General features: G+C 66.6%; 24 protein-coding genes. 13 read left to right on the plus strand and 11 right to left on the minus strand.

Features of this window, described 5'->3' with window-relative positions:
* Positions 1 to 123: 123 nt before the first annotated feature.
* The 6 genes from BM052_RS08925 (at position 124) to BM052_RS08950 (ending at position 6,722) form a co-directional block, all read left to right on the plus strand.
* Positions 124 to 933 carry a 4-(cytidine 5'-diphospho)-2-C-methyl-D-erythritol kinase gene (locus BM052_RS08925; protein WP_091145717.1) on the plus strand — a complete coding sequence of 270 codons (810 nt, stop codon included), beginning with the start codon at positions 124 to 126 and terminating at the stop codon, positions 931 to 933.
* Positions 934 to 962: 29 nt separating this feature from the next.
* Complete coding sequence (locus tag BM052_RS08930; protein WP_091145719.1) at positions 963 to 1,682, plus strand: N-formylglutamate amidohydrolase; 720 nt, start codon at positions 963 to 965, stop codon at positions 1,680 to 1,682.
* Between the two features lie 100 nt (positions 1,683 to 1,782).
* Positions 1,783 to 3,639, plus strand: a complete 1,857-nt coding sequence (ilvD, locus tag BM052_RS08935; RefSeq protein ID WP_091145721.1) for a dihydroxy-acid dehydratase — start codon at positions 1,783 to 1,785, stop codon at positions 3,637 to 3,639.
* Positions 3,636 to 4,049: a hypothetical protein gene (locus BM052_RS08940; RefSeq protein WP_255406045.1), complete on the plus strand. Its 414-nt coding sequence runs from the start codon at positions 3,636 to 3,638 to the stop codon at positions 4,047 to 4,049. The genes ilvD and BM052_RS08940 overlap by 4 nt, the downstream gene beginning before the upstream one ends.
* Positions 4,036 to 5,442, plus strand: a complete 1,407-nt coding sequence (locus tag BM052_RS08945; RefSeq protein WP_091145723.1) for an NAD(P)H-hydrate dehydratase — start codon at positions 4,036 to 4,038, stop codon at positions 5,440 to 5,442. The genes BM052_RS08940 and BM052_RS08945 overlap by 14 nt, the downstream gene beginning before the upstream one ends.
* Positions 5,439 to 6,722, plus strand: coding sequence for a class I SAM-dependent RNA methyltransferase (locus tag BM052_RS08950; RefSeq protein ID WP_091145725.1), 1,284 nt, complete (start codon positions 5,439 to 5,441; stop codon positions 6,720 to 6,722). Before BM052_RS08945 ends, BM052_RS08950 begins: the two co-directional genes overlap by 4 nt.
* Positions 6,723 to 6,784: 62 nt before the next feature.
* Here the strand turns inward: BM052_RS08950 and BM052_RS08955 are convergent, their stop codons facing one another.
* From BM052_RS08955 to BM052_RS08985, 7 genes are all read right to left on the minus strand, one after another.
* On the minus strand, positions 6,785 to 7,078 hold the full coding sequence (locus tag BM052_RS08955) for a type II toxin-antitoxin system RelE/ParE family toxin (RefSeq protein WP_091145727.1): 294 nt from the start codon (positions 7,076 to 7,078) through the stop codon (positions 6,785 to 6,787).
* Positions 7,066 to 7,344: a CopG family ribbon-helix-helix protein gene (locus tag BM052_RS08960; protein WP_091145730.1), complete on the minus strand. Its 279-nt coding sequence runs from the start codon at positions 7,342 to 7,344 to the stop codon at positions 7,066 to 7,068. The genes BM052_RS08955 and BM052_RS08960 overlap by 13 nt, the downstream gene beginning before the upstream one ends.
* Before the next feature lie 169 nt (positions 7,345 to 7,513).
* Positions 7,514 to 7,774: a hypothetical protein gene (locus tag BM052_RS08965; protein WP_091145732.1), complete on the minus strand. Its 261-nt coding sequence runs from the start codon at positions 7,772 to 7,774 to the stop codon at positions 7,514 to 7,516.
* 8 nt (positions 7,775 to 7,782) lie between these two features.
* Entirely contained in the window at positions 7,783 to 8,211 is a 429-nt protein-coding gene (locus BM052_RS08970; RefSeq protein ID WP_091145734.1) for an MAPEG family protein, read from the minus strand.
* A gap of 51 nt (positions 8,212 to 8,262) precedes the next feature.
* Complete coding sequence (locus tag BM052_RS08975; RefSeq protein WP_091145736.1) at positions 8,263 to 9,222, minus strand: threonine ammonia-lyase; 960 nt, start codon at positions 9,220 to 9,222, stop codon at positions 8,263 to 8,265.
* Between the two features lie 15 nt (positions 9,223 to 9,237).
* On the minus strand, positions 9,238 to 9,882 hold the full coding sequence (locus tag BM052_RS08980; RefSeq protein WP_091145739.1) for a class I SAM-dependent methyltransferase: 645 nt from the start codon (positions 9,880 to 9,882) through the stop codon (positions 9,238 to 9,240).
* A gap of 5 nt (positions 9,883 to 9,887) precedes the next feature.
* The gene (locus tag BM052_RS08985; RefSeq protein WP_091145741.1) at positions 9,888 to 11,120 is read right to left on the minus strand and encodes a BtaA family protein; all 1,233 of its coding nucleotides are present in this window, start codon (positions 11,118 to 11,120) and stop codon (positions 9,888 to 9,890) included.
* A 190-nt stretch (positions 11,121 to 11,310) separates the two neighbouring features.
* On the opposite strand from BM052_RS08985, the gene BM052_RS08990 reads away from it, so the two are divergent.
* The 3 genes from BM052_RS08990 to BM052_RS09000 all read left to right on the plus strand — a co-directional run bounded on the left by BM052_RS08990 (position 11,311) and on the right by BM052_RS09000 (position 15,730).
* The gene (locus BM052_RS08990; protein ID WP_091146072.1) at positions 11,311 to 12,534 is read left to right on the plus strand and encodes a saccharopine dehydrogenase family protein; all 1,224 of its coding nucleotides are present in this window, start codon (positions 11,311 to 11,313) and stop codon (positions 12,532 to 12,534) included.
* Positions 12,535 to 12,961: 427 nt separating this feature from the next.
* Positions 12,962 to 14,179 (plus strand): carboxynorspermidine decarboxylase, encoded by a 1,218-nt coding sequence (locus BM052_RS08995; protein ID WP_091145744.1) that lies wholly within the window; start codon positions 12,962 to 12,964, stop codon positions 14,177 to 14,179.
* 300 nt (positions 14,180 to 14,479) lie between these two features.
* Entirely contained in the window at positions 14,480 to 15,730 is a 1,251-nt protein-coding gene (locus BM052_RS09000) for a type III PLP-dependent enzyme (protein WP_091145747.1), read from the plus strand.
* 117 nt (positions 15,731 to 15,847) lie between these two features.
* On the opposite strand, the gene BM052_RS09005 is transcribed toward BM052_RS09000, so the two are convergent.
* Genes BM052_RS09005 through BM052_RS09015 form a run of 3 tightly spaced genes read right to left on the minus strand, consistent with a single transcriptional unit; the run spans position 15,848 to position 19,713 of the window.
* On the minus strand, positions 15,848 to 18,205 hold the full coding sequence (locus BM052_RS09005) for a TonB-dependent receptor (protein WP_143084793.1): 2,358 nt from the start codon (positions 18,203 to 18,205) through the stop codon (positions 15,848 to 15,850).
* Positions 18,192 to 19,157, minus strand: a complete 966-nt coding sequence (locus BM052_RS09010) for a FecR family protein (protein ID WP_091145751.1) — start codon at positions 19,155 to 19,157, stop codon at positions 18,192 to 18,194. The genes BM052_RS09005 and BM052_RS09010 overlap by 14 nt, the downstream gene beginning before the upstream one ends.
* On the minus strand, positions 19,147 to 19,713 hold the full coding sequence (locus BM052_RS09015; RefSeq protein ID WP_091145754.1) for an RNA polymerase sigma factor: 567 nt from the start codon (positions 19,711 to 19,713) through the stop codon (positions 19,147 to 19,149). Before BM052_RS09015 ends, BM052_RS09010 begins: the two co-directional genes overlap by 11 nt.
* Positions 19,714 to 19,976: 263 nt before the next feature.
* On the opposite strand from BM052_RS09015, the gene BM052_RS09020 reads away from it, so the two are divergent.
* Positions 19,977 to 20,900, plus strand: coding sequence for a DUF3313 family protein (locus BM052_RS09020; RefSeq protein WP_091145757.1), 924 nt, complete (start codon positions 19,977 to 19,979; stop codon positions 20,898 to 20,900).
* 175 nt (positions 20,901 to 21,075) lie between these two features.
* Positions 21,076 to 21,843 carry a MipA/OmpV family protein gene (locus BM052_RS09025; RefSeq protein ID WP_255406046.1) on the plus strand — a complete coding sequence of 256 codons (768 nt, stop codon included), beginning with the start codon at positions 21,076 to 21,078 and terminating at the stop codon, positions 21,841 to 21,843.
* Between the two features lie 97 nt (positions 21,844 to 21,940).
* On the opposite strand, the gene BM052_RS09030 is transcribed toward BM052_RS09025, so the two are convergent.
* A complete protein-coding gene (locus BM052_RS09030) occupies positions 21,941 to 22,591 on the minus strand; it encodes an RBBP9/YdeN family alpha/beta hydrolase (RefSeq protein WP_091145761.1) in 651 nt (216 codons plus the stop codon).
* A 215-nt stretch (positions 22,592 to 22,806) separates the two neighbouring features.
* Here BM052_RS09030 and gor point away from each other — a divergent pair, with 215 nt between their 5' ends.
* Both gor and BM052_RS09040 read left to right on the plus strand, forming a co-directional pair.
* Positions 22,807 to 24,153: a glutathione-disulfide reductase gene (gor, locus tag BM052_RS09035; protein ID WP_091146075.1), complete on the plus strand. Its 1,347-nt coding sequence runs from the start codon at positions 22,807 to 22,809 to the stop codon at positions 24,151 to 24,153.
* 171 nt (positions 24,154 to 24,324) lie between these two features.
* Positions 24,325 to 25,851, plus strand: coding sequence for an acyl-CoA carboxylase subunit beta (locus tag BM052_RS09040; RefSeq protein WP_091145762.1), 1,527 nt, complete (start codon positions 24,325 to 24,327; stop codon positions 25,849 to 25,851).
* Positions 25,852 to 25,877: the final 26 nt, after the last annotated feature.

Genomic DNA, 25,877 nt, shown 5'->3' on the forward strand with positions numbered 1-25,877 from the left:
GGACCGCCCGCGCACCGGGTGGTGGAGGGGGACCGTGTCCAGAAGTGACTTTGCATGAGGACGCGAATCCCCTCCGTCAGCCCCGGCGGGCTGCCACCTCCCCCATCGGGGGAGGATCGATCGATGCTGATTGAAACCGCCTATGCCAAGATCAACCTGGCGCTGCATGTCCGGCGGCGGCGGGAGGACGGCTATCACGAGTTGGAGACGCTGTTCGCCTTCGTTGACGACGGCGACCGGCTTGCCGCCGCGCCCGCCGAGCGGGACAGCCTGACCACGTTCGGCGCGTTCGCCGCGACGATCGACGACCCGCTCGGCAATATCGTCGCCAAGGCGCTTTCCGCCTTGCCGCACGGGCGGGGCTGGGCGGTCGAGCTGGAAAAGCGGTTGCCGGTGGCGGCCGGACTGGGGGGCGGATCGGCGGATGCGGGGGCGGTGTTCCGCATGGTCGAACGCGGCCACGGCCTGCCGGCGGACTGGCGCGAGCGGGCGGCCGGGCTGGGCGCCGACGTGCCGGCCTGCGTGCGTTCCGCCGCCTGCATCGGCACCGGGACCGGAACCGAGCTGGAGCCGGCCGGGAACGACCTGGCCGGAACCCCGGTTCTTCTCGTCAACCCGCGCCTGCCGGTGCCGACCGGGCCGGTATTCAAGGCCTGGGACGGGGTCGATCGCGGGCCGATGCCCAGGGGCTCGGTGCGGGAAATCGCGATCGCGGGCCGCAACGATCTTGAGGCGCCCGCCATCGCGCAGTGCCCTGCGATCGCGGAAGTGCTGGCCGCCCTGCGCGAAACCCGGCCGTTCATGGCCCGCATGTCCGGCTCGGGCGCGACCTGCTTCGCGCTTTACGAGAGCGAGGCGGACATGGGGGCAGCCGCCGAAAAACTGGGGGAACTGCATCCTGGGTGGTGGCAAATGGCGGGCAAATTGCGGTAATTTTTCGCTCGACACGAACGGAGGTTGGTTTGGAAGCGGAAGCTTACCGTATCCTGGGCACGCCCCGCTTCGGCGGCATCCTGGTGGTCGCCGATCATGCTTCGAACCGGGTGCCGGCGGATATCGATCTCGGCGTGGCGCCGCGGCTCATGAACGAGCACATCGCCATAGACATCGGCGTCGCGGGCGTGGCCGAGCGGATGGTGCGCCCCGGCATCGCGGCCTATCTCGCGCAGGTCAGCCGTCTCGTCTGCGATCTCAACCGCGATCCCGATGGTCCGGACATTATTCCGGCAGTGAGCGATGGCCATGCGATCCCCGGCAACCAGCTGAGCGAGCAGGACCGCCGCGCGCGGATCGAGCGTTTCTACGCGCCCTATCACCGGCGGCTGGCGGACTTGCTCGACGCGGCGCCGCCGGCCCTGATCTTCTCGCTCCACAGCTTCACCCCCAGCCTCGCGACTTGCGACCGTCCGCGCCCCTGGCAGATCGGCGTGCTCTACAACCGCGACGATCGCGCCGCGCGGCTCGCCATACCCCTGCTCGAGGCGGAAGGCCTGGTCGTCGGCGACCAGGAGCCCTATTCGGGCACCACCCTCAACGCCTCGATGGATCGCCACGCCGAGGCCGAAGGACGGCCCTACCTCGGCGTCGAGATACGCCAGGACCAGATCGCGGACGAAGCCGGGCAGGCGGAATGGGCGGAACGGTTGGCGCGGGTGTGCAACGCGGTGGCGGTGCGGCTCTGAAATTTCCCGTCCCTCACCGCCGTTGATGCGACGCCCCGGTGCGTGTAGGGCCGTGCCGACGCCGCAGAAATTGCGCGAAGATCGACCCGGAGTCCCGACCATGCCCGCCTATCGTTCCCGCACTTCCACCCACGGCCGCAACATGGCCGGCGCGCGCGGGCTGTGGCGCGCGACCGGCATGAAGGACGGCGATTTCGGCAAGCCGATCATCGCGGTGGTCAATTCGTTCACCCAGTTCGTGCCGGGCCATGTCCACCTCAAGGACCTGGGCCAGCTGGTCGCGCGGGAGATCGAGGCGGCGGGCGGGGTCGCCAAGGAATTCAACACCATCGCGGTAGATGACGGCATCGCCATGGGCCATGACGGCATGCTCTATTCGCTGCCCAGCCGCGACCTGATCGCGGACAGCGTGGAATACATGGTCAATGCCCACTGCGCCGACGCCATGGTCTGCATCTCCAACTGCGACAAGATCACGCCGGGCATGCTGATGGCGGCACTGCGGATCAATATCCCGGTGGTGTTCGTTTCAGGCGGGCCGATGGAAGCGGGCAAGGTCGTGCTCAAGGGCAAGGAGCAGGCGCTGGACCTGGTGGACGCCATGGTCGCCGCCGCCGATGAGAGCTATAGCGACGAGGAAGTGGCTTCGATCGAACGGGCGGCCTGCCCGACTTGCGGCTCGTGCTCGGGCATGTTCACCGCGAACTCGATGAACTGCCTGACCGAGGCGCTGGGCCTCTCGCTGCCCGGCAACGGCTCGACGCTCGCCACCCATGCCGACCGTGAGCGGCTGTTCCGCGAAGCGGGGCGCCTCACCGTCGACTTGTGCCACCGCTATTACGAGCAGGAGGACGAGAGCGTCCTGCCGCGCACGATCGCCAGCTTCGAGGCTTTCGAGAACGCGATGAGCCTCGATATCGCGATGGGCGGATCGACCAATACCGTGCTGCACCTGCTGGCCGCCGCGAGCGAGGCGGGGGTGGACTTCACCATGGCCGATATCGACCGGCTCAGCCGCAAGGTGCCGTGCCTGTCCAAGGTCGCCCCGGCCAAGGCCGACGTGCACATGGAAGACGTCCACCGCGCCGGCGGCATCATGGCGATCCTGGGTGAGCTGGACCGGGCAGGCCTGCTTCACACCGATCAGCCGACCGTTCATGCCAGGACGCTCGGCGATGCGCTCAACCGCTGGGATATCGCCCGCACCAACGAGCCCTCGGTGCAGGAATTCTTCAAGGCGGCCCCCGGCGGCGTACCGACCCAGACCGCCTTCAGCCAGGCGCGCCGCTGGGACGAACTGGATCTCGATCGCGAGCAGGGCGTCATCCGCGATAAGGAGCATGCCTTCAGCCAGGACGGCGGCCTGGCCGTGCTCTATGGCAACATAGCGCGCGACGGCTGCATCGTGAAGACCGCCGGCGTGGACGAATCCATCCTCAAGTTCACCGGCCCGGCGCGCGTCTATGAAAGCCAGGACGCGGCCGTGGCGGGCATCCTGGGCGGGCAGGTGAAGCACGGCGATGTCGTGGTGATCCGCTACGAAGGGCCGCGCGGTGGGCCGGGCATGCAGGAAATGCTCTACCCCACCAGCTACCTGAAATCGAAGGGCCTGGGCAAGGCCTGCGCGCTCATCACCGATGGGCGCTTCTCGGGCGGCACTTCCGGCCTTTCGATCGGCCACGCCTCGCCGGAAGCGGCCGAGGGCGGGGTGATCGGCCTGGTCGAAAACGGCGACACGATCGCGATCGACATTCCCGGCCGCACCATCGAACTGCTGGTCCCGGACGAGGATCTGGCCCGCCGCCGCTCCGCCCAGGAAGCGCGCGGGGCCGAAGCCTGGACTCCGGTCCATCCCCGCAAGCGCAAGGTTTCCGCCGCTCTGCAAGCCTATGCGGCGATGACCACCAGCGCCGCGCGCGGCGCGGTGCGCGACGTGACCCAATTGAAGCGCGGATGAGCGCGCTGGAGGCGAGGACGCTCCGGTCGTCCCGGGTAAGCCTGGGACGATACGATTGGCGGGGCGGATGCCTGCTGCCGTTTGCGCTCGCCGCCTGTTCGTCCCAATCCGAACCGCCGCCGGTGGCTGCCGGGGACGAGCATATCGCCTGCGCGGTCGCCGGTTCGGCCCAGCTGGCGCCGGTCTGCTCGGTGGAACGTTCGGAGCGCCAGGGCAAGCTGACGCTCGTCGTGCATCACCCCGACGGCGCCTTTCGCCGTTTCGACGTGATGACCGATGGGACCGGCCTGGCGGTGGCCGATGGAGCAGAGGAAGGAATGACCAGGCTGGTGGGCGGCAAGCTGGAAATAACCGTGGGCGCGGACCGCTACGTCTTTCCAGTGACGGCGAAGAAAGATGCCATACGCTGAGCAGATCCTCACGGTGGCGCGGATGCGCGGTGCCGAGCAGGCGCTGATCGACGCGGGATCGAGCGTCGACGCGCTGATGCAGGTCGCCGGGCGCGGCGCGGCGGACTGGGTCTGGCGCCTGGCGGCGCACCGCAAGGTGACGGTGCTGTGCGGTCCCGGCAACAATGGCGGCGACGGCTACGTGATCGCCGAGGCGCTTCGCGAGCGTGGCGGCCGCGTCACGATCGTCGCGGCGACGGAACCGAAAACCGACGCGGCCGGGAACGCGCGCGCGCTTTACGGCGGCGAAGTGCAGGGGCCCGATGCCAGGCCGCACGGCGAAGTGCTGGTCGATTGCCTGTTCGGCAGCGGGTTGACCCGGCCGCTGTCGGACGAGCACTTCGAATTGCTGAACCGCCTGGCCGATACGCATCGCCACCGCATCGCCGTGGACCTGCCGAGCGGGGTGCAATCGGATTCGGGCATGGTGCTGAACGAGGGTTTGCCGCAATACGACCTGACCCTGGCCCTCGGCGCGTGGAAGTTCGCGCACTTCCTGATGCCGGCCACGGCGCGGGCCGGGGCCTTGCGACTGGTTCCGATCGGCGTTTCGGCGATCGAAGGCGCCGCGCGGGTGATCGCGCGGCCCCGCTTGCGCGCGCCGGCGGCCGATTCGCACAAGTACCGGCGCGGCCTGCTGGCCGTGGTCGGCGGACGAATGCCGGGCGCGGCGCTGCTCGCCTGCATGGCGGCGCAAGGCGCGGGGGCGGGGTACGTCAAGCTGTTCGCGCAGTCCGGGCTCGCCGGAGCACAAGTGCCGCCCGATCTGGTGATCGATGCCAGCCTGCTTACCGAAGTGCTTTCGGATGACCGCAACAGCGCGGTGCTGGTCGGCCCGGGTCTCGGCCGCGACGCGGCGGCGCGAGAGCGACTGGCGATCGGGCTGGCCGATCCGGTTCCGGCGATCGTCGATGCCGACGCGCTGGTCCTGCTCGGGGCACGCCAGCTTGCCGGGCGGACCGCGCCGACGATCGCCACCCCGCACGAGGGCGAACTGGTCGCGCTGGAGCGCGCCTTCGCCTGCGAGGGCAGCGGGACCAGGCCCGAGCGCGCGCTGGCGCTGGCAAGCGCGAGCGGCATGATCGTGGTCGCCAAGGGACCCGACACGGTGGTCGCCGCGCCGGACGGCCGCCTCGCGTGCGCCCCGCGTGCCGTCCCCTGGCTTTCGACCGCCGGAACCGGCGACGTGCTGGCGGGCGTGATCGCCAGCCGCGTGGCCACTGGTCAGGAGGCGTTCGACGCGGCTTGCGCCGGCATCTGGCTCCACGGCGAGGCGGCGCGGCTGTGCGGGCCGGCCTTCACGGCGGGACAACTGGCACGCAAAGTGCCCGAGGCGCTGGCCGCCTGCCTGTGACGGATTCCGAGGAAATCCTGCGCATCGCTTCCAAGGGCGATGGCGTCACCGCATCCGGCCGCTTCGCCTGGGGCGCGGCGCCGGGCGACCTGTTGCGGGCCGACGGCAGCCTGGAATGGGGGCCGCACCATGTCGAGCCGCCGTGCCGCCACTTCGGGCGGTGCGGCGGCTGCCAGTTGCAGCAGCTCGACGAGGAAAGCCTGGCCGGTTTCGTCGAGGCGCGGGTCGCCAATGCCTCGGCCGCGCAGGAACTGGGCGCGGAGAGGCTCGCGCCGCCGTACCTTTCGCCGCCGGGAACCCGCCGCCGCGCCTCGCTGCGCGCGGAAAGCTCGGGCGGGCGCGTGGTGATCGGCTATCGCGAGGCGAAATCGCACCGGCTCGTTGAACTGGAAGAGTGCCCGGTGCTGGTCCCCGAGCTGGTCGCGCTGCTTGGCCCCTTGCGCAAGCTGCTGATTGCAATGGGGCGAGCAGCGCGACCAGCCGGGGGCGCATCGGCCAGGAAGGGGGCCAAGGGCAGGCACCAGCAGGCCCGCATGGCCGCCGATATCGAGATGACGCTGGTCGACCAGGGGGTGGACCTGGGCATCAGGGGGCTCGCCGCCGAGGGGCTGGCCGCGACCGAGGCGATGCTGGATTTCGCCCGCGAACACGCCCTCGCGCGCCTCACCATGGACGGCGGCTACGGGTTCGAAACGGTGTGGGAGCCGGAGCCGGTCGCTGTCTCGCTTGGGTGTGCCGCCGTGCCTTCGGGGTCGATCTCGGTCCCGTTCCCGCCGGGGGCCTTCCTTCAGGCGACGCGGGACGGCGAACAGGCGCTGGTGGCCGCCGCGCGCGCATGGCTGGAGGGCGTTCCCACTGTTGCGGACCTGTTCTCGGGACTAGGGACCTTCGCCTTCGCACTGGCCGGGCCAGGCACCAAAGTGCTTGCCGCGGAAGCCGCGCGTGATGCGCACCTGGCCTGCAAGTCCGCCGCCGAACGCGCGCAAGTGCCTGTCTTCGCGATGCACCGCGACTTGTTCCGCAACTCGCTCCAGCCCGAGGAACTGAACAAGTTCGCCGCCATCCTCCTCGACCCGCCCCGCGCCGGCGCCCGCGAACAAGTGGAATGCATCGCGGATTCGGCGGTGGAACGGGTGGTCTACATCAGCTGCAACCCCTCAAGCTGGTCGCGCGACGCGGCGCGGCTGATCGGGGCGGGATTCCGCTTGGCCGAGCTGCGGCCGGTCGGCCAGTTCCGCTGGTCGACGCATGTGGAGCTGGCGAGCTGCTTCGTGCGGTGATGGGTGGGTGCCGAGCGTGCCCTTTTTTCTCAGGGGCGCCGGGTGCCGACAAGAATTGATGCCTACTTGTATCCAGCCTCTTTCTGGTGACGGATGGCCAGAATCGTGATTGCATCATCCTCGACGCGGTATCGAACGACGTAGCCGCTATCCCCGAAGTCGATCAGCCATTCCCGGTAATGTTCGGGAAGATCGTCCACCATTCGGCCAATACGCGGATGTGTGCCAAGCACCTGCACGCCCTGCCTTATCGCCTCACCGGCCCGGCGGGCCGCATCGGCGTTCTTGGGTTGCAGAAAATCCCGCACTCGCTGCATATCCCGGATCGCAGCTGGGGCGAAGATTACTTGTGGCATTCGGGTGCTGGCAGCTCGTTCTCGGTTCCCCAGCTCGCCAGCCACTTATCGACTTCCTCCGCCGTCGCGTGCAGGCCAGTTGCTTGAAATTCATCCCACGCGTTGAGCGTGTCCTGCCGCAGCGTCTCGCGTTTTTCCTCGCGATCGACATATTGCGCAATGGCCTCGCGCATGATCCAGTGCGAGCTGCGGCGGCGCGCTTCGGCCAGGTGCCGCACACGCCCTTTCAACTCTTCATCGAGTTTGATCGATGTTGCCGTTGCCATTGTGGTGGCCTCCGCAGCAAAAGGTATTACCTTTTACTATCTTAGCCTTTCTGGACCTCGAAGTCCATCCCGGTCGCGCGATCAACCACAACAACAATAGCGAGGCGACTCAATCGCGTGGCGGCATTTCCCTTCCTGGACCGAGTGAACCTCCCGCCACCCCGGCGGCTCAATCCCCGCCGGCCTTGGCCATCATGTCCATGAAATCGCGCGCGGTGTTGCGGTCGGCTTCGTTGTCGAACGCGATGTCGAGGTCGGGTGCGGCGCCGAACATGTACATCAGGGTCCAGAGCGCGAACTTGCGGCTCTTGTCCTTCTCCATGCCGAAATCGATCCGCATGCGGTCGATCCCGGCTTCGAGCGTGGTGGGCGCGATGGTGGTGAGGTCGTGGGTGCCGAAGTAGCGGCGCAGCTGGTCGTCGAAGTCCATGGCCGCGCTCAGAACATCGCCAGCGCCGCGCGCGCCACCAGGAACATCAGGCAGAAGCTGGAAAGCGCGAAGATGGCGAAGCGGAGCTGGATCTTGTTGATGGTGGCCTGGATCACCGAATGGATCACCCGCAGCACGACATAGGCCCAGCCGATCTGCGCGTTCAGGCCATCGCCCTGGCCGATGATCGCAAGCACGATGGCGACCGCGTAAAACACTGTCGGTGCTTCATGCAAGTGGTTGTAGTTATGCGCTTTCCACTGGACTTGCGGCGGCAGCACATTGTCGAGCGTGAGGGCGGGATCGTTGACCAGTTCCTCGGGATCGATCTTGGCGGCATTGATCGCCGGGATGCGCGTTCCGTAGAGCCAGAACCACATGACCATGGTCCACGCCGCCAGCGCGACCACGGGTTGCAGGATTGCCATTCCGACCATTCTCGTTCCCCTTCAGACAGGCGGCAAGCGTCGGCCCGGCGGCGGGGCTTGTCAATCATCCCCGGTCAAGACCGCCGTGAAGGCCGCGGCATCGGTGTTCCCGCCCGACAGCACGACGGCGGTGCGCGGCGCGAGGTCCACCTTGCCGGCCAGCACCGCCGCCAGAGCGGCGGCGCCGCCGGGTTCGACGACGAGGCGCAGGCGCTCGAAGGCAAGGCGCTGCGCCGCGCGCACTTCGGCGGGCGAGGCGACGAGGCCGAACGGGCAACGCTCGCGCAGGACCTTGAAGTTGATCGGCCGCGTCGCGGGCGTCTGCAACGCGTCGCAGGCGGTCGGCGGGGCATCGCTGGCGACGGCCACGATCGCGCCGGCCTCCAGGCTGCGGCGCACGTCGTCCCAGCCTTCGGGCTCGACCGGGACCACGGCGGCGTCGGGGCAGGCGAGGGCGAGGCCGGCCGTCAGCCCGCCGCCGCCGCAGGGCGCGACGATCAGGTCGGGCTGGCCGTCCATCTGGGCGGCGATCTCGATCCCCGCGCTGCCCTGCCCCTCGATCACCCAGGGATCGCCGAAAGCGTGGACCAGCGCGGCGCCGCGTTCGCGCGCGATGCGTTCGGCCACCGCGTCGCGGTCCTCGCCGCCGCGACGGTCGTAGAGCACGACTTCGGCGCCGAGCGCGCGGGTATTGGCGAGCTTCACCGCGGGCGCATCGATGGGCATGACGATCGTCGCGGCGATTCCCAGCTGCCGCGCAGCCCAGGCGACGCCTTGCGCGTGGTTGCCGCTGGAAACGCCGACGACGCCGCGCCCGCGTTCGTCCTCGGACAGCGCGGTGAGCCGGTGCCAGGCGCCCCGGATCTTGAAGGCCCCGATCGGTTGCAGGCACTCGGCCTTGCACCAGATCGTGCGGCCTGCGATCTCGATCGGCAGCAAGGGCGTGGGGGGCAGGATCGCCGCCACCTTGCGGGCGGCGAGGGCGACTCCCTCGGCGGTGGGTTCGCGGCTTGGCGTCATGCCGCCGCCATAGCCTCAGCGGGTCAGCCGCACCAACTGGTAATAGCCGAGCGGGCCCCGCAGCACGTGCATGCGCAGGCCCTGCGCGCGGGCGAGCCGTTCGGCGACTTCGGGCAGGTCGCGCCGGGGCGAGACATGGAAGCGGGCGAGCCAGGCGTCGAGCAGGCGGCGCAGCGGGGCGGGCAGGCCGTCGCAGTCGCCGAAATCGACGACATGCAGCGAACCGCCAGGTGCCAGCGCGGCACCGGCCCGGGTCAGGGCGGCCTGCCAGTCCGGGATCATCGAAAGCGCATAGGACAGGACCACGCGGTCGAACCCGGCGCGCCCGAACAGCGCGGGAGCGTCGAAGCTGGTGGCATCGCCCAGCGCCAGGGTCCCGGTGGTTCCCAGCCGCTTGCGGGCGTTCTTGAGCATCTCGCTCGATATATCGAGGCCGAAACAGTGCATGCCCGGCCAGGAACTGGAGATCAGCCTGAGGTTGCGTCCGGTGCCGCAGCCCAGTTCCAGCGCCGCCATGCCGGGGCGGCCATCGAGTTCGCGGATCAGCCGGTCGCGGCCGAACAGGTAGTATTTGCGCGTCAAATCATAGATGTGCCGCTGGCCGCGATAGACCTGGTCCATCAGCGCGCCATGATCGGGCCGATGCGGGGCGGTCGCCATGGCGGTCAGTCCTTGAGCACGTAGAGATGGACGCCGCCGTAGATCGACGAGCGATCGGCCTTGGTCGCGGCATGCGATTCGGCCGTGCGGTAGTCCCAACGGTCGAGAATCGCGGCGGGCACCCGGCCGGGCAGCAGCGAGGGCTCGGCGGCGGTGCGGAACAGCACGCGGGCGCCGGGGCGGGCGGTGCGGGTGATCTGGCTCCACAGCTCGGTAAGCTGAGCGTCGGTCATCCAGTCCTGCGCGTCGAGCAGGATGTAGCGGTCGAGCGAAGCCTCGGCGCTTTCGGCCAGGACTTGGGTGAAGTTGGCGTGGCGCACTTCGAGCCGGTCCAGCCGCGCGCGCACCAGCGGCAGGTTTCCGGCCTGGAGATAAGGCGGCAGCGGGGCCGCCGCGCCGCGTCCATAGCCCCGGCCGAAGGCCTGCCAGGCGAAGTAGTTGTCGTTCACCGGGAAATGGCAGGCGAGCTTTTCCAGCCGGGCCCGCAGCACGTCGGCCATGCGGTGGCCGCCGGCCAGGGCATCGTACTGCGCGGGCGGAATGCCGAGCCCGAACAGCGAGGCCGGATGGTTGGTCAGCCAGCGCACCAGCTTGCGCTCGAAGATCGGGGCGAAGCGTTCGTCGAACACGCGGCGCTGGTCTTCCAGCGATCCGGCGCCCAGGATTTCGCCGGGGTCGATCTTGTAGAGCCGCGCCAGCCTGTGCGCCAGGCCGATGAAGTTGCCCAGCAGGCCCTGGCGGTAGATGCCCCGCGTGAAAGCCTTGATGCGGCGGCGGCCGACCAGATCGCGTCCCTCCCAATAGCGACGGGTCGCTTCGTCGAGGTGCGGGGCGAGCCGGTCGCGGTAGATCTCCAGGTTGCCGGGATGGTCGGCTTCGGCGATGAACCGCCGTAAGTCGGCGTAATGGGAGAGGTGCCGCACCGCCGCGTGCTTGAGCTTGTTGAGCGCGATATGCGCGGTGTTGAGATCGACGCAGGTGATCGCGGCCGGATCGGCGGTGAGATAGGATAGCGCGTTGCAGCCGCCGCTGGCGATGGTGATGACCCGGCTTTCGGGCCCGATCTCCAGCGCCGCCATGTCGGCCACCGGGTCTTCCCAGATCTGCGCGTAGACAAGGCCCTTGAAGGCCATCGCGAAGGCCTTGTCGAGCAGGCGCGCGCCGCGAGGGCTTTCATGGCGGACGACGGCTCCGTCGATGAGCTTGGAGCCGGTCGGATTGGATGCAGGCTTGGGCATATGGTGACGACCCCCGGCGATGGAACAGCCCCACGCCATTGCTTCGCCGTCATGACCGCGTGATGACGCCGCGATGTCGGATTGTGACACCGGGGAACGGACTCCACCCGTCGTGAAGCGCCAGTTGAGTTGTCATACGGGCGCCTTATATGCGCGTCTTTCTCTCGGCGTCGGCGAAGGAGACGGATTGGTGAGCAAGGTTCTGGTGATTGGCGCGGGCGGCGTCGGCTCGGTGGCGGTTCACAAGATGGCGATGAATCCCGGCATCTTTTCGGACATCCACCTCGCCAGCCGCACGGTTTCCAAGTGCGAGGCGATCGGCGAATCGGTGAAGGAACGCACCGGCGTCGCCATCGGCACTTACGCCATCGATGCCGACGACGTGGAAGCCACCAGTGCGCTGATCCGCTCGATCGGGCCGGAACTGGTCGTCAACCTGGCGCTGCCATACCAGGATCTGGCGATCATGGACGCCTGCCTGGCAACCGGCGTGAACTACCTGGACACCGCCAACTACGAGCCGCGCGACGTCGCCAAGTTCGAATACCGGTGGCAGTGGGAATACCAGGACCGCTTCAAGGACGCCGGGCTGATGGCGCTGCTGGGATCGGGTTTCGATCCGGGCGTCACCAGCGTCTTCGCGATGTGGCTCAAGAAGCACAAGCTGAAGACCATCCGCACGCTCGACATCCTCGACTGCAACGGCGGCGATCACGGCCAGCACTTCGCGACCAATTTCAACCCGGAAATCAACATCCGCGAAGTAACCGCGCCCGCGCGCCACTGGCAGGACGGGCAGTTCGTCGAGACCCCGGCGATGAGCACCAGGCAGAGCTTCGATTTCGAAGGCGTCGGCGCCAAGAACATGTACCTGATGTACCACGAGGAACTGGAAAGCCTCGCCAGGTTCGTCCCGGAGATGGAGCGCGCGCGCTTCTGGATGACGTTCGGCGACGCCTATATCCAGCACCTGACCGTGCTGCAGAACGTGGGCATGACCCGCATCGACCCGGTGATCTACAACGGCGTGGAGATCATCCCGCTGCAATTCCTGAAAGCGGTGCTGCCCGAGCCCGCCAGCCTCGGCCCCACGACCAAGGGCAAGACCAACATCGGCGACATCGCCACCGGCGAGGCGCTCGACGGCTCGGGCGAGAAGACGTTCTACGTCAAGAACATCTGCGACCACGAGGAAGCCTATGCCGAAACCGGCAACCAGGCGGTGAGCTATACCACCGGCGTTCCGGCGATGATCGGCGCGGCGATGATGCTCACCGGCGCGTGGGAAGGCCCCAATGGAGAAGGCGGCGTGTTCAACATGGAGCAGTTCGATCCCGATCCGTTCATGGACATGCTCAACACGCAGGGCCTGCCGTGGACCTGCGAGGAACTGAGCGAGCCGCTGCCGTTCTGATACATGGTCTCTCTCCCCGGACGGCACGACCATCGCGTATCGAGATCGCGCTCTCCAGGGTCGTCATGCCGAACCTGTTGGGCTGCTGCGGCATACCAAGTCCTTCGGAGTAAGCCCCGTCTTCTCCCTTCGTCATTGCGAGACGGCGAAGGGAAGGGGGTGAAGGGAAGGGGAACGGGAATTCTGGTCAATGAAACTTGGTGTCAGCATCCCTTTGCTGTTCAAGCGATCGACCTGGACGGCGGAATGGGCCCAAGCACGGCATGACGACCTTGGAGGGAAATCTTCATGTGCGATTGCCCCGTCCCTTCCGGGGACAAGGCTTCGTTGGTTGCGATCGCCGCACTTTGGTATGAATTGACGGCGCGGACGCGGAGTTTCGGCATTGCCGAGCCAGCATGGGGCCGCGACAGGACGAGGTAGTGAAATGGAAACCAGAGCCGGCGATCCGGGCGCCTTCGCCCACTTCGACCTGTCACGCGTCGACAGCCCTGCCTTCGTGGTCGATGCCGCCAGGCTGCGCGAGAACCTGCGCATTCTCGCCGATGTCGGCGAGCGTTCGGGCGCCAGGGTGCTGGCTGCGCTCAAGGCGTTCTCGATGTGGTCGACCGCGCCGATCGTCGGCGAATACCTCGACGGCGTCTGCGCTTCCGGCCTGTGGGAAGCGCGGCTCGCCAGCGAGTTCTACGACGGCGAGATCGCCACGTACTGCGCCGCCTACAAGGAAGAGGACCTGGGCGAGATCCTGCGCCTTTCCGACCATGTGATCTTCAATTCGCCCGCGCAGATCGAGCGGTTCTGGCCGCAAATCGAAACGGCCCGCGCGCGCGGGGAGGATTTCGACATCGGCCTTCGCATCAATCCGCTTCATCCGGAGGGCGAAGTGCCCAGGTACGATCCCAGCGCGCCGCACTCGCGCCTGGGCTTCCCGATCGACCAACTTACCGAGGAACACGTCGAAATGATCGACGGCATCCACTTCCACAACTTGTGCGAACAGGATTTCGAGCCGCTCCAGCGCACCTGGGACAAGGTGTTCGACTATCTCGAACCCTACTTCGGCCAGTTCAAGTGGATCAACCTGGGCGGCGGCCACCATATCACCCGCGCCGACTATCAGCGTGACGAACTGGTCGAATTCCTTGCCGACATGGCCGAGGATACCGGCGCCGAAATCTACATAGAGCCCGGCGAGGCAGTGGCGCTCGATGCCGGCATCCTGGTCGGCACCGTGCTCGACGTGGGATACAACGGCATGCCCGTCGCCGTGGTCGACATCTCGGCCACCTGCCACATGCCCGATGTGATCGAGGCGCCCTATCGCCCGGCCATGCTGGGCGAACTCCCGATCGAGGACGACGGCTTGATCGACGGGGGCCCGATCGACGAAGGGCAGGGCGGAGCCGTGCGGCTGGGCGGACCTTCGTGCCTGGCCGGAGACGTGATCGGCGATTACCGCCTCCCGGTCCCCGCGGAGCCCGGCGTGCGCTTCGCCTTCCTTGACCAGGCGCACTATTCGATGGTCAAGACCACGACGTTCAACGGCGTGCCATTGCCTTCGATCTGGCTGTGGGATTCGGAAACCGACTCGCTCGAATGCATCCGGCGCTTCGAATACGAGGACTTCCGGGATCGCCTGAGCTGAGGCAGCCGCACCCGCGCGGTTCGGCTCATCCCGGCCCCGGCCGGTCCCGCGAGTACCCGGCCGCACTTTCGCGTGCCTCTGAAAGCGTGTGCTCAAGACATTGGCGCAGCAAGAAAACTGCTCGATTGCGGGCGGCGTCCGAACCTTGCATGGCGGTTGTGTGACATTTTTGTGAACCAGCCCGGTTTTCACTTGCGATTCAGGATGCCTGCCCTATATCCGCCCCCTCGCTGCCCCATGGGGACTTCCAAACCGCAAGGCAGCCCTTGTCGTTAACACACCGTTTGGGGGTCCCTTGAGTTGCACATCCATCCCGATGCACCGGCTGTAGCGCGCGCCCTGGCGCCCGACGAACCCGTTATCCTGAACCGCCCGCATGCCGCGGCGCGCGCCGCTCGATTCTTCGCCGCGAAGTTTCCGGGCAAGTCGCTCTATGCGGTCAAGGCCAATCCCTCGCCGGATCTGATCCGCGTTTTGTGGGACAACGGCATCTCGCACTATGACGTCGCCTCGATCGCAGAGGTGCGCCTGGTGCGCGAAACCCTGCCCGAGGCGAAGCTGTGCTTCATGCATCCGGTCAAGACCGCGAGCGCCATCCGCGAGGCGTACTTCGTGCACGGCGTGCGCACTTTCAGCCTCGATACTTTCGAGGAGGTCGAGAAGATCCTGGAAGCCACCAGGGATGCGGAGGGCAACCACGCCAAGGACTTGCGCCTGTGCGTGCGGCTGCGCGTTTCTTCCGAGTATTCGGAGCTGAGCCTGGCATCGAAGTTCGGCATCGACCTTGCCGATGCCGGCCCGCTGCTGCAGGCGACCCGCCAGGTCGCCGACTGGCTGGGCGTATGCTTCCACGTCGGTTCGCAGGCGATGACGCCCTTTGCCTATGTCCAGGCGCTGGAGCGTGTCCGCGCGGTGATCGCCGATGCCGGTGTCGTGATCGACATGATTGATGTCGGCGGCGGGTTCCCTTCCTGCTATCCGGGCATGGAGCCGCCGCCGCTGGAAGACTATTTCGCGATCATCCACCGCCACTTCGAAGCGCTGCCGATCGCCTATAACGCCGAACTGTGGTGCGAACCCGGCCGCGCGCTGTCGGCCGAGTACAATTCGCTGATCGTCAAGGTGGAGCGGCGCCGGGGTGACGAACTCTATATCAACGACGGGGCCTACGGCGCGCTCTACGATGCGGCGCACGTGGGCTGGCGCTTTCCGGTGCGGCACATCGCGTGCGCGAACGGCAACGACAATGACGGCGTCGCCGCATTCGGCGGGGCCATCGACACGCAGGACCTGCAAGACTTCTCGTTCTACGGCCCGACGTGCGATGATGCCGACTTCATGGAGGGGCCCTTCATGCTGCCGGCGGGGATCAAGGCGGGCGACTGGATCGAGGTCGGCATGCTGGGCGCCTACGGCGCGGCGATGCGCACCGCCTTCAACGGCTTCGGCGGCGGCGAGACGGTGACCGTCACCGACGAGCCGATGGCGAGCCTCTATCGCGGCGACCGCAAGGATCCGCGCGTTTCGGACAATGTCGTCTCGCTGCGCTGATCGCCCTGCGTATTCGGAATTGAAGGACCCTCCGGGCGGCACAGGCTTCCCGGAGGGTTTTTCTGTGGCAGCGAGGCCCGATCATCCTGGGTTGGTTGGTATTTTCGGTTCGGGGTCCTAAAACCGGGCGTCGATGCCGAACCTGATGGATCGGGGCCGAACCGGCGTGATCTGGTTTCCCTGGGTCAGCGTGAAAGGGTTTCCGAAAGCGAAGCTGTTGCCGCGAACGTCCGTGAGGTTGGCGATATTCAGCGAGAGGCCGATCGAGCCAAGGTCCAGGCGCGCGCCCGCGTCCGCGATGGTGTAGCCGCCTTGCCGGAAATCCAGAAGCGGGCCGACGCCAAGCCGGGATTCGCCGACGTACCGCAACGAGATTTCTCCCCCCAGCGAAGCGCCTGGCCGGATTTCCTTGCGCCAGTTCGCCGCGATGCGCCCGCCGTCCTCGGCAACGTTCGGCAAGGGCTGCCTTTCGGGCCGGACGAAGGCGGGGGCGGGTGAAATGAGCCTGCTGCGGTTGGTGAAGGCCGCGGCGCTGATCGTCACTTCCGAAATCGGCCGCCAGCTGACTTCGGCTTCCAGTCCGACGATCCTGCCATTGCCGATATTGGCGGTGTAAGGCAGGCCGGTCTGGTCGACGAGATCGGCCTGGATATCGCCCCAGCCAGCAACGAACAACGCGGCCCGCGCGGAAAAGCGGTGCTGCCGGTCATTGAGACGGAACCCGATCTCGTTCAAATCGAGATCATCCGCGGCGAACCGCTGGCTCCCCATCGCGGCGCCCGCCGGCGCGATGGCCAGGCCGCCGGCGCGGTAGCCTTGCTGGTAGTGGTAGTACAGCGAAAGCCTCTCGTCCGGGTGCCACTCGATCGCGATGGTGCTCGAACGTCGCAGCTGCTTGCGGCCGAGCTTGTCCGGACCTTCGCCGGCGCCGCTGACCAGGTGGCCCACGCTGTGGGCATAAGTCAGCCTCATGCCGAGGGTGCCGGTGAGATTGGTCGTCAGCGGCCGCGAGAACTGCCCGAACAGCGCCGTTTCCGTCTGTTCGTTCACGACCCCCGTGATCGGGCGCTGGGTGGATGGCGGACCGAGCAGGCGCGACAGGCCGTTGACGGTATAGACGGCTGACGCGCCGACGACCCAGGGTGCCTCCCGGCCGCCGCCAGAAAGCCGCGTTTCATGGGAAAAGAGCAGTATGCCGTTGCGCTCTTCGAACCGGGCGATGTTGCCGGTTCCGTCGTAGCCGGTGGCGTCGAACACGCTTTCCAGCTCGTGCCTGACCAGCGCCGTGGTCGATACCAGTTCGCCTTCGCCGATGTCGCGGCGAACCGTTATGTAGCCGAGCCGGTAATCGTTGCGGAAGGGCTGCGCGAAAGCATTGTTGCGGGTGAGCGGCGGGTCCTGGCGCAGCGTATATTGCCCGTCCCTGGTCAGGGTGTTCTGGATCACGGAACCGGCATCGATCTTCCAGCCCGATTCGGTCTCGATCCCCAGCGCGACGCGCACGCCGTATACGGAGGTGCTGTTGATGTTGCGAAGCCCCCGCAGCGGAGCGTCGATATATCCCGCTTCCTGTTCGGCGTAGCCGATGATCCGCAGCGCGGACCGGCCATCGACTATCGGCAGGTTCACCATTACCGCCCCGTCGCCACCGATGCCGCCTTTTTCCGTGGTGCTGACGCTGGCGGCGGCGGTGCCATAAGCCGCGCCGGCGTCCGGTTCGTTGGGCACGAGACGGATGATGCCCCCCAGCGAACCCGCGCCGTGCAGCGTGCCTTGCGGACCGTTCAAGATCTCGACGCGCTTCATGTCGTAGAGGTTCAGGTTGGGATCGGGCGCGTTGTAGGTCAGGCGGACATCGCCCAGGAACTGCCCCACGGTCGCCTGCGTCGGGCCGTTGAAGCTGCTGTCGGCAATGCCGCGCAGGAACAGCTTGTTGCGCGACGGCCCGAGGTTGGTTGATCCCAGCGTCGGCAACAGGTTGCGCAGTGCGATGGTTCCGCCGCTCGCGTTTCGGGCCAGCCAGTCGTCATCGAGATCGATCACCATGGCGGAGCCGGGATAGTGTTGCAGCAGCATGGTCTGCTTGGTCGCGGTGACGATGATGTCCGGGGTGGCTTGCGCTTCCGGCGGGGCGGGCGGTTCTTTCGGGGCGCGCGGCGGGGCAGGCGGAGGCGCGCGGCGGCGGACTATCCGCACGGTCAGCCTGTCATAGAAGATCGCCTCGCCGCCGGTGCCCTTGAGGATGCGCGCGACGGCCTGGCGCAGCGAATAGTTCCCCCGCACGCCCGGCGATCCGCGCGCGGCCAGATCCGGGTCCGCCACGGTGAGCGTAACGCCCGCCCGGCTGCCCACGGCCGCGGCCACCGCGCCGAGCGGGCCCGGCGGCACGTTGAACTGCTCCGCATGGGCGCTGCCATGGGCGCAAAGACCAAGGACCGCTACGGCTGAGGCAAGCGCGCGGTTAGCGTTGTGCACCGGCAGCGGGTTTCATGATCCATCCGTCCGTTCCGGCCGTGATGGCGACATCGAGTGCGTGTTCCAGGCGCTCGATCTGCATCGCTTCCCTGCCGTCGCCATCCAATGCGATCGATCCCGAAACTGCCCGGCCGGCGATGGCATGGTCCACGGCGATCCGTATCCCGAGCGACCTTTCGAGATCGGCCGCCACTTGCGACAGGGGCTGGCCGGTATAGACGAACCGTCCCTGCTGCCAGGCGCCGACCGCGTCCGCCGGCACCGGCTCCACCCGCACTTCCGAATCGGCGGCGGCATCGACGAGCGCCTGGCCGGCGCCCAGCGCGACACTTTCGGCATCGGGATTGTACAGGACCTTGCCCTCGCTGACTGCGACTCTGATCCCGTCGCGGGTCTTCACCACGTTGAAGACGGTGCCGACATCCTGCACGCGGTTGCCGCCGACCTGGAGCGTGAAGGGGTGTGCCTCATCATGGCGAACATGGAACAATGCCTCGCCTTCGACAAGGGAGGCGAACCGTGGATCGTTCCGGTCGAAGCGCATCGTCGTCGCGCCGTTCAGGACAACGCGGGTCTGCGCGTCCAGCGTGACCACGCGCTGCTGGCCGGCGATGGTGCGAACCTCGTAGCCATCGGCCGCGAAGCGCGGCAGCAGGATCATGACCGCCGCGAGCGATGCCATCAGCAGGCTGCCGCCCACCACCCAGCGCCGCCGCGCCGAGGCCCCGCCGCGCCGGATATCGTCGTCATTCGCCGCCTCGCGAAAGACGACATGCGGCAGCAGCGGCTCGATCGCGAGGTCGGCCGCCTCGACCAGGTCATAGGCTTCGCCGTGCCTGGGATCCTCGGCCAGCCAGGCGGAGAATTCCTCCCAGTCGCCGGCTTCCCCGTCCCGCAATCGGACGTGCCATTCGATCGCTCGTGCTCTCACCTGTTCCACATCATGCCCCATGACCGTCTTTCCCAATCGTTAGATGCCGCGGGAGGGGCTTGTCCTCATCAAGGCGAAGGCGAACGGCGGTTATGGCTTCGTAGGCACGGGCCAGGTGCTTCTCAACCGCGCTTATGCTGATCTCCAGGTCGCTGGCGATGCTCGGCCGGGTTTCGCCTTCGATGCGAAAACGGCGAAAGATCGTGCGGGTCCGTTCGGGCAGCCGATCGATGACCGATTGCAGTATGGCCAGCTGCTGGCGCGCGATGAGGCTGGTTTCGGCGGACGGCGCCTCATCCAGATCGGGAGGGTCGCCGGTATGCGCGCCTACCCAGTCCTCCTCGCGGCGCGCGCGGCGGACCGCGCCGCGGCGATGGATGAGGAAATGGTTGGTCGCCATCCGGTAGAGGTAGCCGCCCGGCTCGCTGACCGGCCCGGTCTTGCCCGATGACAGGGTAAGCAGGACCTCCTGGAGAATATCCTCCGCTTCGTCGTCGCGCGCACCGCGCCGTTGAAGGTAGCGATGAAGCGCGGGTCGCATGCCCAGAAAGGCCTCGTAAAGGCCGCCATCCGTCATAACCCGCCTAACTCTTGAACAGCTTCACGTTGAATGTCCGCTGCTCCTTATTCCATTCGGCGGTCCTCGCAAACGCGAATCCGGTTTGGCGGCGCACCTTGGCGCCCGCGCATCGGCGCCCGGCCGGGCATCTGGAATTTTCTGGTGAGGGGTTCGCCGACCCGCGGTGTCTCACCAGTAGAAGCGGGCCTCCCCAGGCATGCGCTTCGCCCATCCCCCAGCGCCCTCGGGTCGAACCAGGGCTGAATAGTAAGAGGATATCGGTGAAGTTTTCCGACGAAAACCCTGTCGAGGGCGGCGATCATGGCGATCGCGCGGTCCTTGGGGACATCGGCCGAGAGCCGTCCGCCCGTCCCGCGCGGAACGGTGAGGGCAAATGGCGCAGAATCGCGCCGGCCGGCCGGCCCCTGGTCCTTGCCGCCATGGCCCTTGCCGCATCCGCCTGCCAGAGCAGCCCGGCCGCGAAGTCGGGCTATCTTTCCAGCTATGCGGGCCTGCCCGCGGCGGAGCGGAACAGGAAGTCCTCCGCCTTCCATCGCGACGACAAAGCCTCTGATGCGATCCAGATGGTGTTCATCCAGCCCGTCACCATCGCGCCCGGCATCGAAACGGAACTGACCGCCGAAGAAAAGGCGATGGTGCTGCACGAAGTCAACCGGCAGATCTGCTTCGAGGTCAGCAAGCGCTTCCTCGTCGCTCCGGAACCGGCCCCGGGTGCCGGCACGATCAGGACCGAGATCGTGCGCCTGCAATCCAACAGCCGGGTCGGATCGGTGGCGGCCGCGGCGGTCGATTTCGTCAATCCGATACCGATGGTCAATTTCCGCGTGCCGGCATCGACCGGAGGTCTCGCGGTGGAATCCGAAATGCTCGCGCCCGATGGCCGCCAGGTCGCTTCGATGCTGTGGACCAAGAACGCCGGTATTGTGGGGCGAACGAAGCCTTCGCTGTCGCGGGCCGGCGACGCGTTGCAACTGGCGGAGCCCTTGGGCGACAAAGTGGCCAAGGCTTTCGCCACCAAGGAACGCCCCAAGATCAAGATCGGCAAGCCGGACCCCTGCGAGCGTCTGGGCCCGCGCAAGAACATCGGACGAACGGTGGCGAGCGGCGTGGTTGGAAACGTGACCGGCCTCTACATGCCCCAGGTCGCGGGGACCAGCATCTCGCAGGAAAAGCCGGACGAATAGCCTGGCCAACCTCCTCCCACCCCGGCAGCGGCACCCCTCCTGAAACCGCGCCGGACAACTGCGTGGAGGCGTGATCGTCGCGATACGCCTCCACGCCCTTATCGCGCTTCACCGCGCAATCTTCCCACCACGGCCTTTTGCACGGGCGAAGGACAAGAAAGCGAATCCAACCATGATGAACTGTTTGCTCGGAAAATATCGTCGTTCCGGCGCGTTGATCGCCCTTGCGGCCGGCGCGCTATGGTCAAACGCCGCGCAGGCGCAGGACCAGAATCATGTCGTCCTGGGCGCGGGCGTGGCGGCGATCCCGGCCTATCAGGGCTCGGACGACATGCGCGTGCTTCCCTTGCCGGTGATCGACATCAAGGAAGGCTGGTTCTTCGCGAATCTGCGCAACGGCATCGGCGTCGCGCCGATCAGCACCGACAATATCGAGATCGGCGCCAGCATGGTCTTCGTCCAGGGGTATCGCAGAAAGGACGTGCCCGAGGGCATCGACAAGCTGAAGGACGGCATCGGCGCGCGGCTGTTCACGAACATCCATGCCGGCGGCTTCGTGGCTACGCTCGGCGCCACCAAGGTAGTGTCGGGAGGCACCAAGGGCCTGATCGCCGATGCGAGCCTGTCCTACCCGATCGAAGTCTCTTCCCGCTTCACGCTGACGCCGATGATCGGTACGACCTGGGCGGACCGGAAGTACAACGATCGCTATTTCGGGGTGACTCCGGCGGAATCCCTCGCTTCCGGCCTGCCGCAATTCACGACGGGTTCGGGTTTCAAGGACGTTTCCGGCCTGCTGACGGCCTCGTACCGCCTGACCGATCGGATCACGCTGAGCGCGACGGGCGGTGTCACGTCGCTCATCGGTGACATGAAGGACAGTCCGTTCGTCGAGAAGAAGACCCAGCCCACCGGCATCATCACGCTCTCCTATCGCCTGTGACAACCGCGTCGCGGGCGTGATCGCGCGGCCGGGGCCGGCGTGACGGTTTGCCGGGACGGGTTCAGCCCCGTCCCGGCAATCCTCTCCTATGCGAAAATCACGCGCGGTATTCGAGACCTTCCGACCAGTCGGCGTGGATCGGCATGGGTGTCGGCGCGGCGCGGGCGGCATCGCCCTGGGTCAGCCGTGCGAGCAGCCGTTTGCCTTGCTCCCAGCCGCCCAGTCCCGAATCCGCGTTGATATGTCCCGCGTTGCCGGCGTCGACGAAACGGCTGCCCCATTGGCGGGCGAGCATTTTCGCGGTGGCGAAGCCGATCCACGGATCGTCGCGACTGGCTACCAGGATCGAGGGGAACGGCAGCCGATCGCCGGGTGTCGGCGCGAAGCCGTTGAGTCGCTCGTCGCGGGGAAAGAAGTCGACTTCGGGCGGAGCGACCAGCAGCGCGCCGACCACCGGGGTCGACCAGCCGGGCTGTTCGAACTTGGCCCACCAGGCGGTGAGCAGGCAGCCCAGGCTATGCGCCACCAGCACCACCGGCCGGCCGGCACGATGCACCGCCAGGTTCAGGCGGTTGATCCAGGTGTTGCGGTGCGGGGCGGTCCATTGGCCGAGGTCGACCATGCGGCAATCGTCCATTTCCTCGGCCCAGCGCCTTTGCCAATGGCCGGGGCCGCTGCCGTCGAGACCGGGGACAAGCAGAACGAGCGGTGCCTGTGCCTCGGTTGCGGGGGGATTCGTTCGAGCCATCTTGATACTCCCGTCTATGTCCGCCGTCCGACGACAGTGACATCCTGCGCTATATTCTCAATTCAAATGGTAGACAATTAGATTGCGATGATTGGTGAACCGCTTGCGGCGATCGGAACGCGGGGGCCGGCGGCAAGCAGTGGTTGGCAATCACCCGGTCCATGCTCCATATGCGCCCCCGAAGCCTTTCGGGCACGCGCGACAGGAGCATCTCCATGGCCGAATACGACTACGACCTCTTCACGATCGGTGCCGGTTCGGGCGGCGTGCGCGCCAGTCGCGTGGCCGCCGCGCATGGTGCGCGGGTCGCCGTGGCCGAGGAGTACCGGGTCGGCGGCACATGCGTGATTCGCGGCTGCGTGCCCAAGAAGATGCTGGTCTACGGCGCCCACTTCGCCGAGGATCTCGAGGATGCGCGCCACTTCGGATGGGACATTCCCGAATGCAGGTTCGACTGGGTGAAGCTGCGCGACAACGTGCTGGGCGATGTCGACCGGCTCAACGGCCTGTACACGCAGACGCTGGAGAACCATGGAGTCGAGATCTTCCATGAGCGCGCGACGATCACCGGGCCTCACGAAATCACGCTTTCCAGCGGGGAAAGGAAGACCGCCGGGTATATCCTCGTCGCCACCGGCGCGCGGCCGCACGTGCCGTCCTTTCCAGGGCACGAGCTTGGCATCACTTCGAACGAGGCGTTCCACCTCGATGCCATCCCCAGGCGTGTGCTGATCGCGGGCGCGGGCTATATCGCCAATGAATTCGCCGGGATCTTCCACGAATTCGGCGCGCGGGTGACTTTGATGAACCGTTCGGACCAGTTGCTGCGCGGCTATGACGAAGCCTTGCGCGATCGCCTGCTGCAGATTTCCATCGCCAAGGGCATCGATTTCCGTTTCCAGGCCGCCTTCGAGAAGATCGAGAAGAACCGGGACGGCTCGTTGACGGTGTTCATGACCAACCACGATCCGCTGGAAGTGGACTGCGTGATGTTCGCCACCGGCCGCGTCCCGAATATCGAAGGGCTCGGCCTCGACGCGGCGGGGGTGGCGGTGAACGAGGGCAACGCGATCGTCGTCGACGCCTATTCAAAGACCAGCGTCGATCACATCTACGCGATCGGCGACGTGACCGACCGCGTGCAGCTTACCCCGGTGGCCATTCGCGAGGGGCAGGCCTTCGCCGACACGGTGTTCGGCGGCAAGCCGGCCACGGTCGACTATTCGTGCATCCCCTCGGCGGTGTTCAGCCATCCGCCGATCGCCGGCGTGGGGTTGACCGAGGCGCAGGCGCGCAACCAGCTTGGCGCGATCGAGGTCTATACCAGCGACTTCCGGCCGATGAAGAACGTGGTCGCTCATCGCAACGAACGCGCGCTTTACAAGATGGTCTGCGATGCCGCGACCGGGCGCGTCGTCGGCATCCACATGATCGGTCCGGACGCGCCGGAGATCATGCAGGTCGCCGCCGTGGCGGTGAAGGCCGGACTGACCAAGGCCGATTTCGACGCGACCGTCGCCATTCACCCGACCATGTCGGAGGAACTGGTGCTGATGAAGTAAGGCGGGATTTCCATGATCCCAGGATGCGAGTCCGGAACGATGTCAAACACTGCCGGATCGCCGCCGCGTTTCCCTTAATCGAGCGATTAAAAGCTATTGACCTGAGCGCTTCGACCTGCCTTTAGCACTTGCAGCAAATCATGCTGGGGCCACTGCGGACAAGGAAGCCGGATGTCAGCAAATATCGCCGAAATGGAGAAGCGCCGCGCCGCCGCCAAGATGGGCGGCGGGCAGAAACGCATCGACGCGCAGCACGCCAAGGGCAAGCTCACCGCGCGCGAACGGCTCGAAGTCCTCCTCGACGAAGGCAGTTTCGAGGAGATGGATCTCTACGTCGAGCATGACTGCATCGATTTCGGCATGCAGGATCAGCGGATTCCCGGCGATGGCGTGGTCACCGGTTCGGGCACCATCAACGGCCGCCTCGTCTATGTCTTCAGCCAGGACTTCACGGTGTTCGGCGGCTCGCTCTCGGCCCGTCACGCGCAGAAGATCTGCAAGGTGATGGACGCGGCGATGAAGGTCGGCGCTCCGGTGATCGGCCTCAACGATTCCGGCGGTGCGCGCATCCAGGAAGGCGTCGCCTCGCTCGGCGGCTATGCCGACGTCTTCCAGCGCAACGTGCTCGCATCCGGCGTGGTGCCGCAGCTTTCGCTGATTATGGGCCCGTGCGCGGGCGGCGCGGTCTATTCCCCGGCGATGACCGACTTCATCTTCATGGTGAAGGACAGCTCCTACATGTTCGTGACCGGCCCCGACGTGGTCAAGACCGTCACCAACGAAGTGGTCACGCAGGAGGAACTGGGCGGCGCGATCACCCATTCCAGCAAGACCTCGGTTTCCGACCTGGCGCTGGAAAACGATATCGAGGCGCTGCTGGCCGCGCGCGATTTCTTCGATTTCCTGCCGTCTTCCAACCGCGACGACGCGCCCGAGCGCCCTTGCGCCGATCCGTGGGATCGCGCCGAGGAGAGCCTGGACACTATCATCCCGCCTTCCGCGAACCAGCCCTATGACATGCGCGAGGTGATCCGGAAGACCCTTGACGAGGGCGAATTCTTCGAACTCCAGCCGCTGCACGCCGGCAACATCCTGATCGGCTTCGGCCGCATGGAGGGCAAGACCATCGGTATCGTCGCCAACCAGCCGATGGTGCTGGCGGGCGTGCTCGACATCAATTCCTCGAAGAAGGCCGCGCGCTTCGTGCGCTTCTGCGATGCCTTCAACATCCCGATCATCACTTTCGTAGACGTTCCCGGCTTCCTGCCGGGCACCGACCAGGAGCACAACGGCATCATCAAGCACGGCGCCAAGCTGCTGTTCGCCTATGCCGAGGCGACCGTGCCGAAGATCACCGTCATCACCCGCAAGGCTTACGGCGGCGCCTATGACGTCATGAGCTCCAAGCATTTGCGCGGCGACCTCAACTATGCGTGGCCCACCGCCGAGATCGCGGTGATGGGCGCCAAGGGCGCGGTGGAGATCATTTTCCGCGGCCGCGACGCGGAAGGCATGGCCGCCGCCACCAAGGAATACGAGGACCGCTTCGCCAATCCCTTCGTGGCCGCCAGCCGGGGCTATATCGACGAAGTGATCTACCCGCACTCGACCCGTCGCCGCATCGCCCTGGGGCTTCGCAAGCTGCGCGGCAAGCAGCTCGAGAACCCGTGGAAGAAGCACGACAACATTCCCCTATAGCAGGAGGTATGCTCCGACATTATAAT

This window comes from Novosphingobium sp. CF614, assembly GCF_900113255.1.
In the GTDB taxonomy this organism is placed as follows: domain Bacteria; phylum Pseudomonadota; class Alphaproteobacteria; order Sphingomonadales; family Sphingomonadaceae; genus Novosphingobium.

Bases quoted from the DNA above. Each gene is read 5' to 3' on its own strand.
- BM052_RS09040 (WP_091145762.1), top strand. From the start codon at position 24,325: ATGTCAGCAAATATCGCCGAAATGGAGAAGCGCCGCGCCGCCGCCAAG.
- gor (WP_091146075.1), top strand. From the start codon at position 22,807: ATGGCCGAATACGACTACGACCTCTTCACGATCGGTGCCGGTTCGGGC.
- BM052_RS08970 (WP_091145734.1), bottom strand. From the start codon at position 8,211: ATGGTCGGAATGGCAATCCTGCAACCCGTGGTCGCGCTGGCGGCGTGG.
- BM052_RS08925 (WP_091145717.1), top strand. From the start codon at position 124: ATGCTGATTGAAACCGCCTATGCCAAGATCAACCTGGCGCTGCATGTC.
- BM052_RS09015 (WP_091145754.1), bottom strand. From the start codon at position 19,713: ATGACGGATGGCGGCCTTTACGAGGCCTTTCTGGGCATGCGACCCGCG.
- ilvD (WP_091145721.1), top strand. From the start codon at position 1,783: ATGCCCGCCTATCGTTCCCGCACTTCCACCCACGGCCGCAACATGGCC.
- BM052_RS08960 (WP_091145730.1), bottom strand. From the start codon at position 7,344: ATGGCAACGGCAACATCGATCAAACTCGATGAAGAGTTGAAAGGGCGT.
- BM052_RS08985 (WP_091145741.1), bottom strand. From the start codon at position 11,120: ATGCCCAAGCCTGCATCCAATCCGACCGGCTCCAAGCTCATCGACGGA.
- BM052_RS08980 (WP_091145739.1), bottom strand. From the start codon at position 9,882: ATGGCGACCGCCCCGCATCGGCCCGATCATGGCGCGCTGATGGACCAG.
- BM052_RS08965 (WP_091145732.1), bottom strand. From the start codon at position 7,774: ATGGACTTCGACGACCAGCTGCGCCGCTACTTCGGCACCCACGACCTC.
- BM052_RS09010 (WP_091145751.1), bottom strand. From the start codon at position 19,157: ATGGGGCATGATGTGGAACAGGTGAGAGCACGAGCGATCGAATGGCAC.
- BM052_RS08995 (WP_091145744.1), top strand. From the start codon at position 12,962: ATGGAAACCAGAGCCGGCGATCCGGGCGCCTTCGCCCACTTCGACCTG.
- BM052_RS08945 (WP_091145723.1), top strand. From the start codon at position 4,036: ATGCCATACGCTGAGCAGATCCTCACGGTGGCGCGGATGCGCGGTGCC.
- BM052_RS08975 (WP_091145736.1), bottom strand. From the start codon at position 9,222: ATGACGCCAAGCCGCGAACCCACCGCCGAGGGAGTCGCCCTCGCCGCC.
- BM052_RS08955 (WP_091145727.1), bottom strand. From the start codon at position 7,078: ATGCCACAAGTAATCTTCGCCCCAGCTGCGATCCGGGATATGCAGCGA.
- BM052_RS09025 (WP_255406046.1), top strand. From the start codon at position 21,076: ATGAACTGTTTGCTCGGAAAATATCGTCGTTCCGGCGCGTTGATCGCC.
- BM052_RS08940 (WP_255406045.1), top strand. From the start codon at position 3,636: ATGAGCGCGCTGGAGGCGAGGACGCTCCGGTCGTCCCGGGTAAGCCTG.
- BM052_RS09030 (WP_091145761.1), bottom strand. From the start codon at position 22,591: ATGGCTCGAACGAATCCCCCCGCAACCGAGGCACAGGCACCGCTCGTT.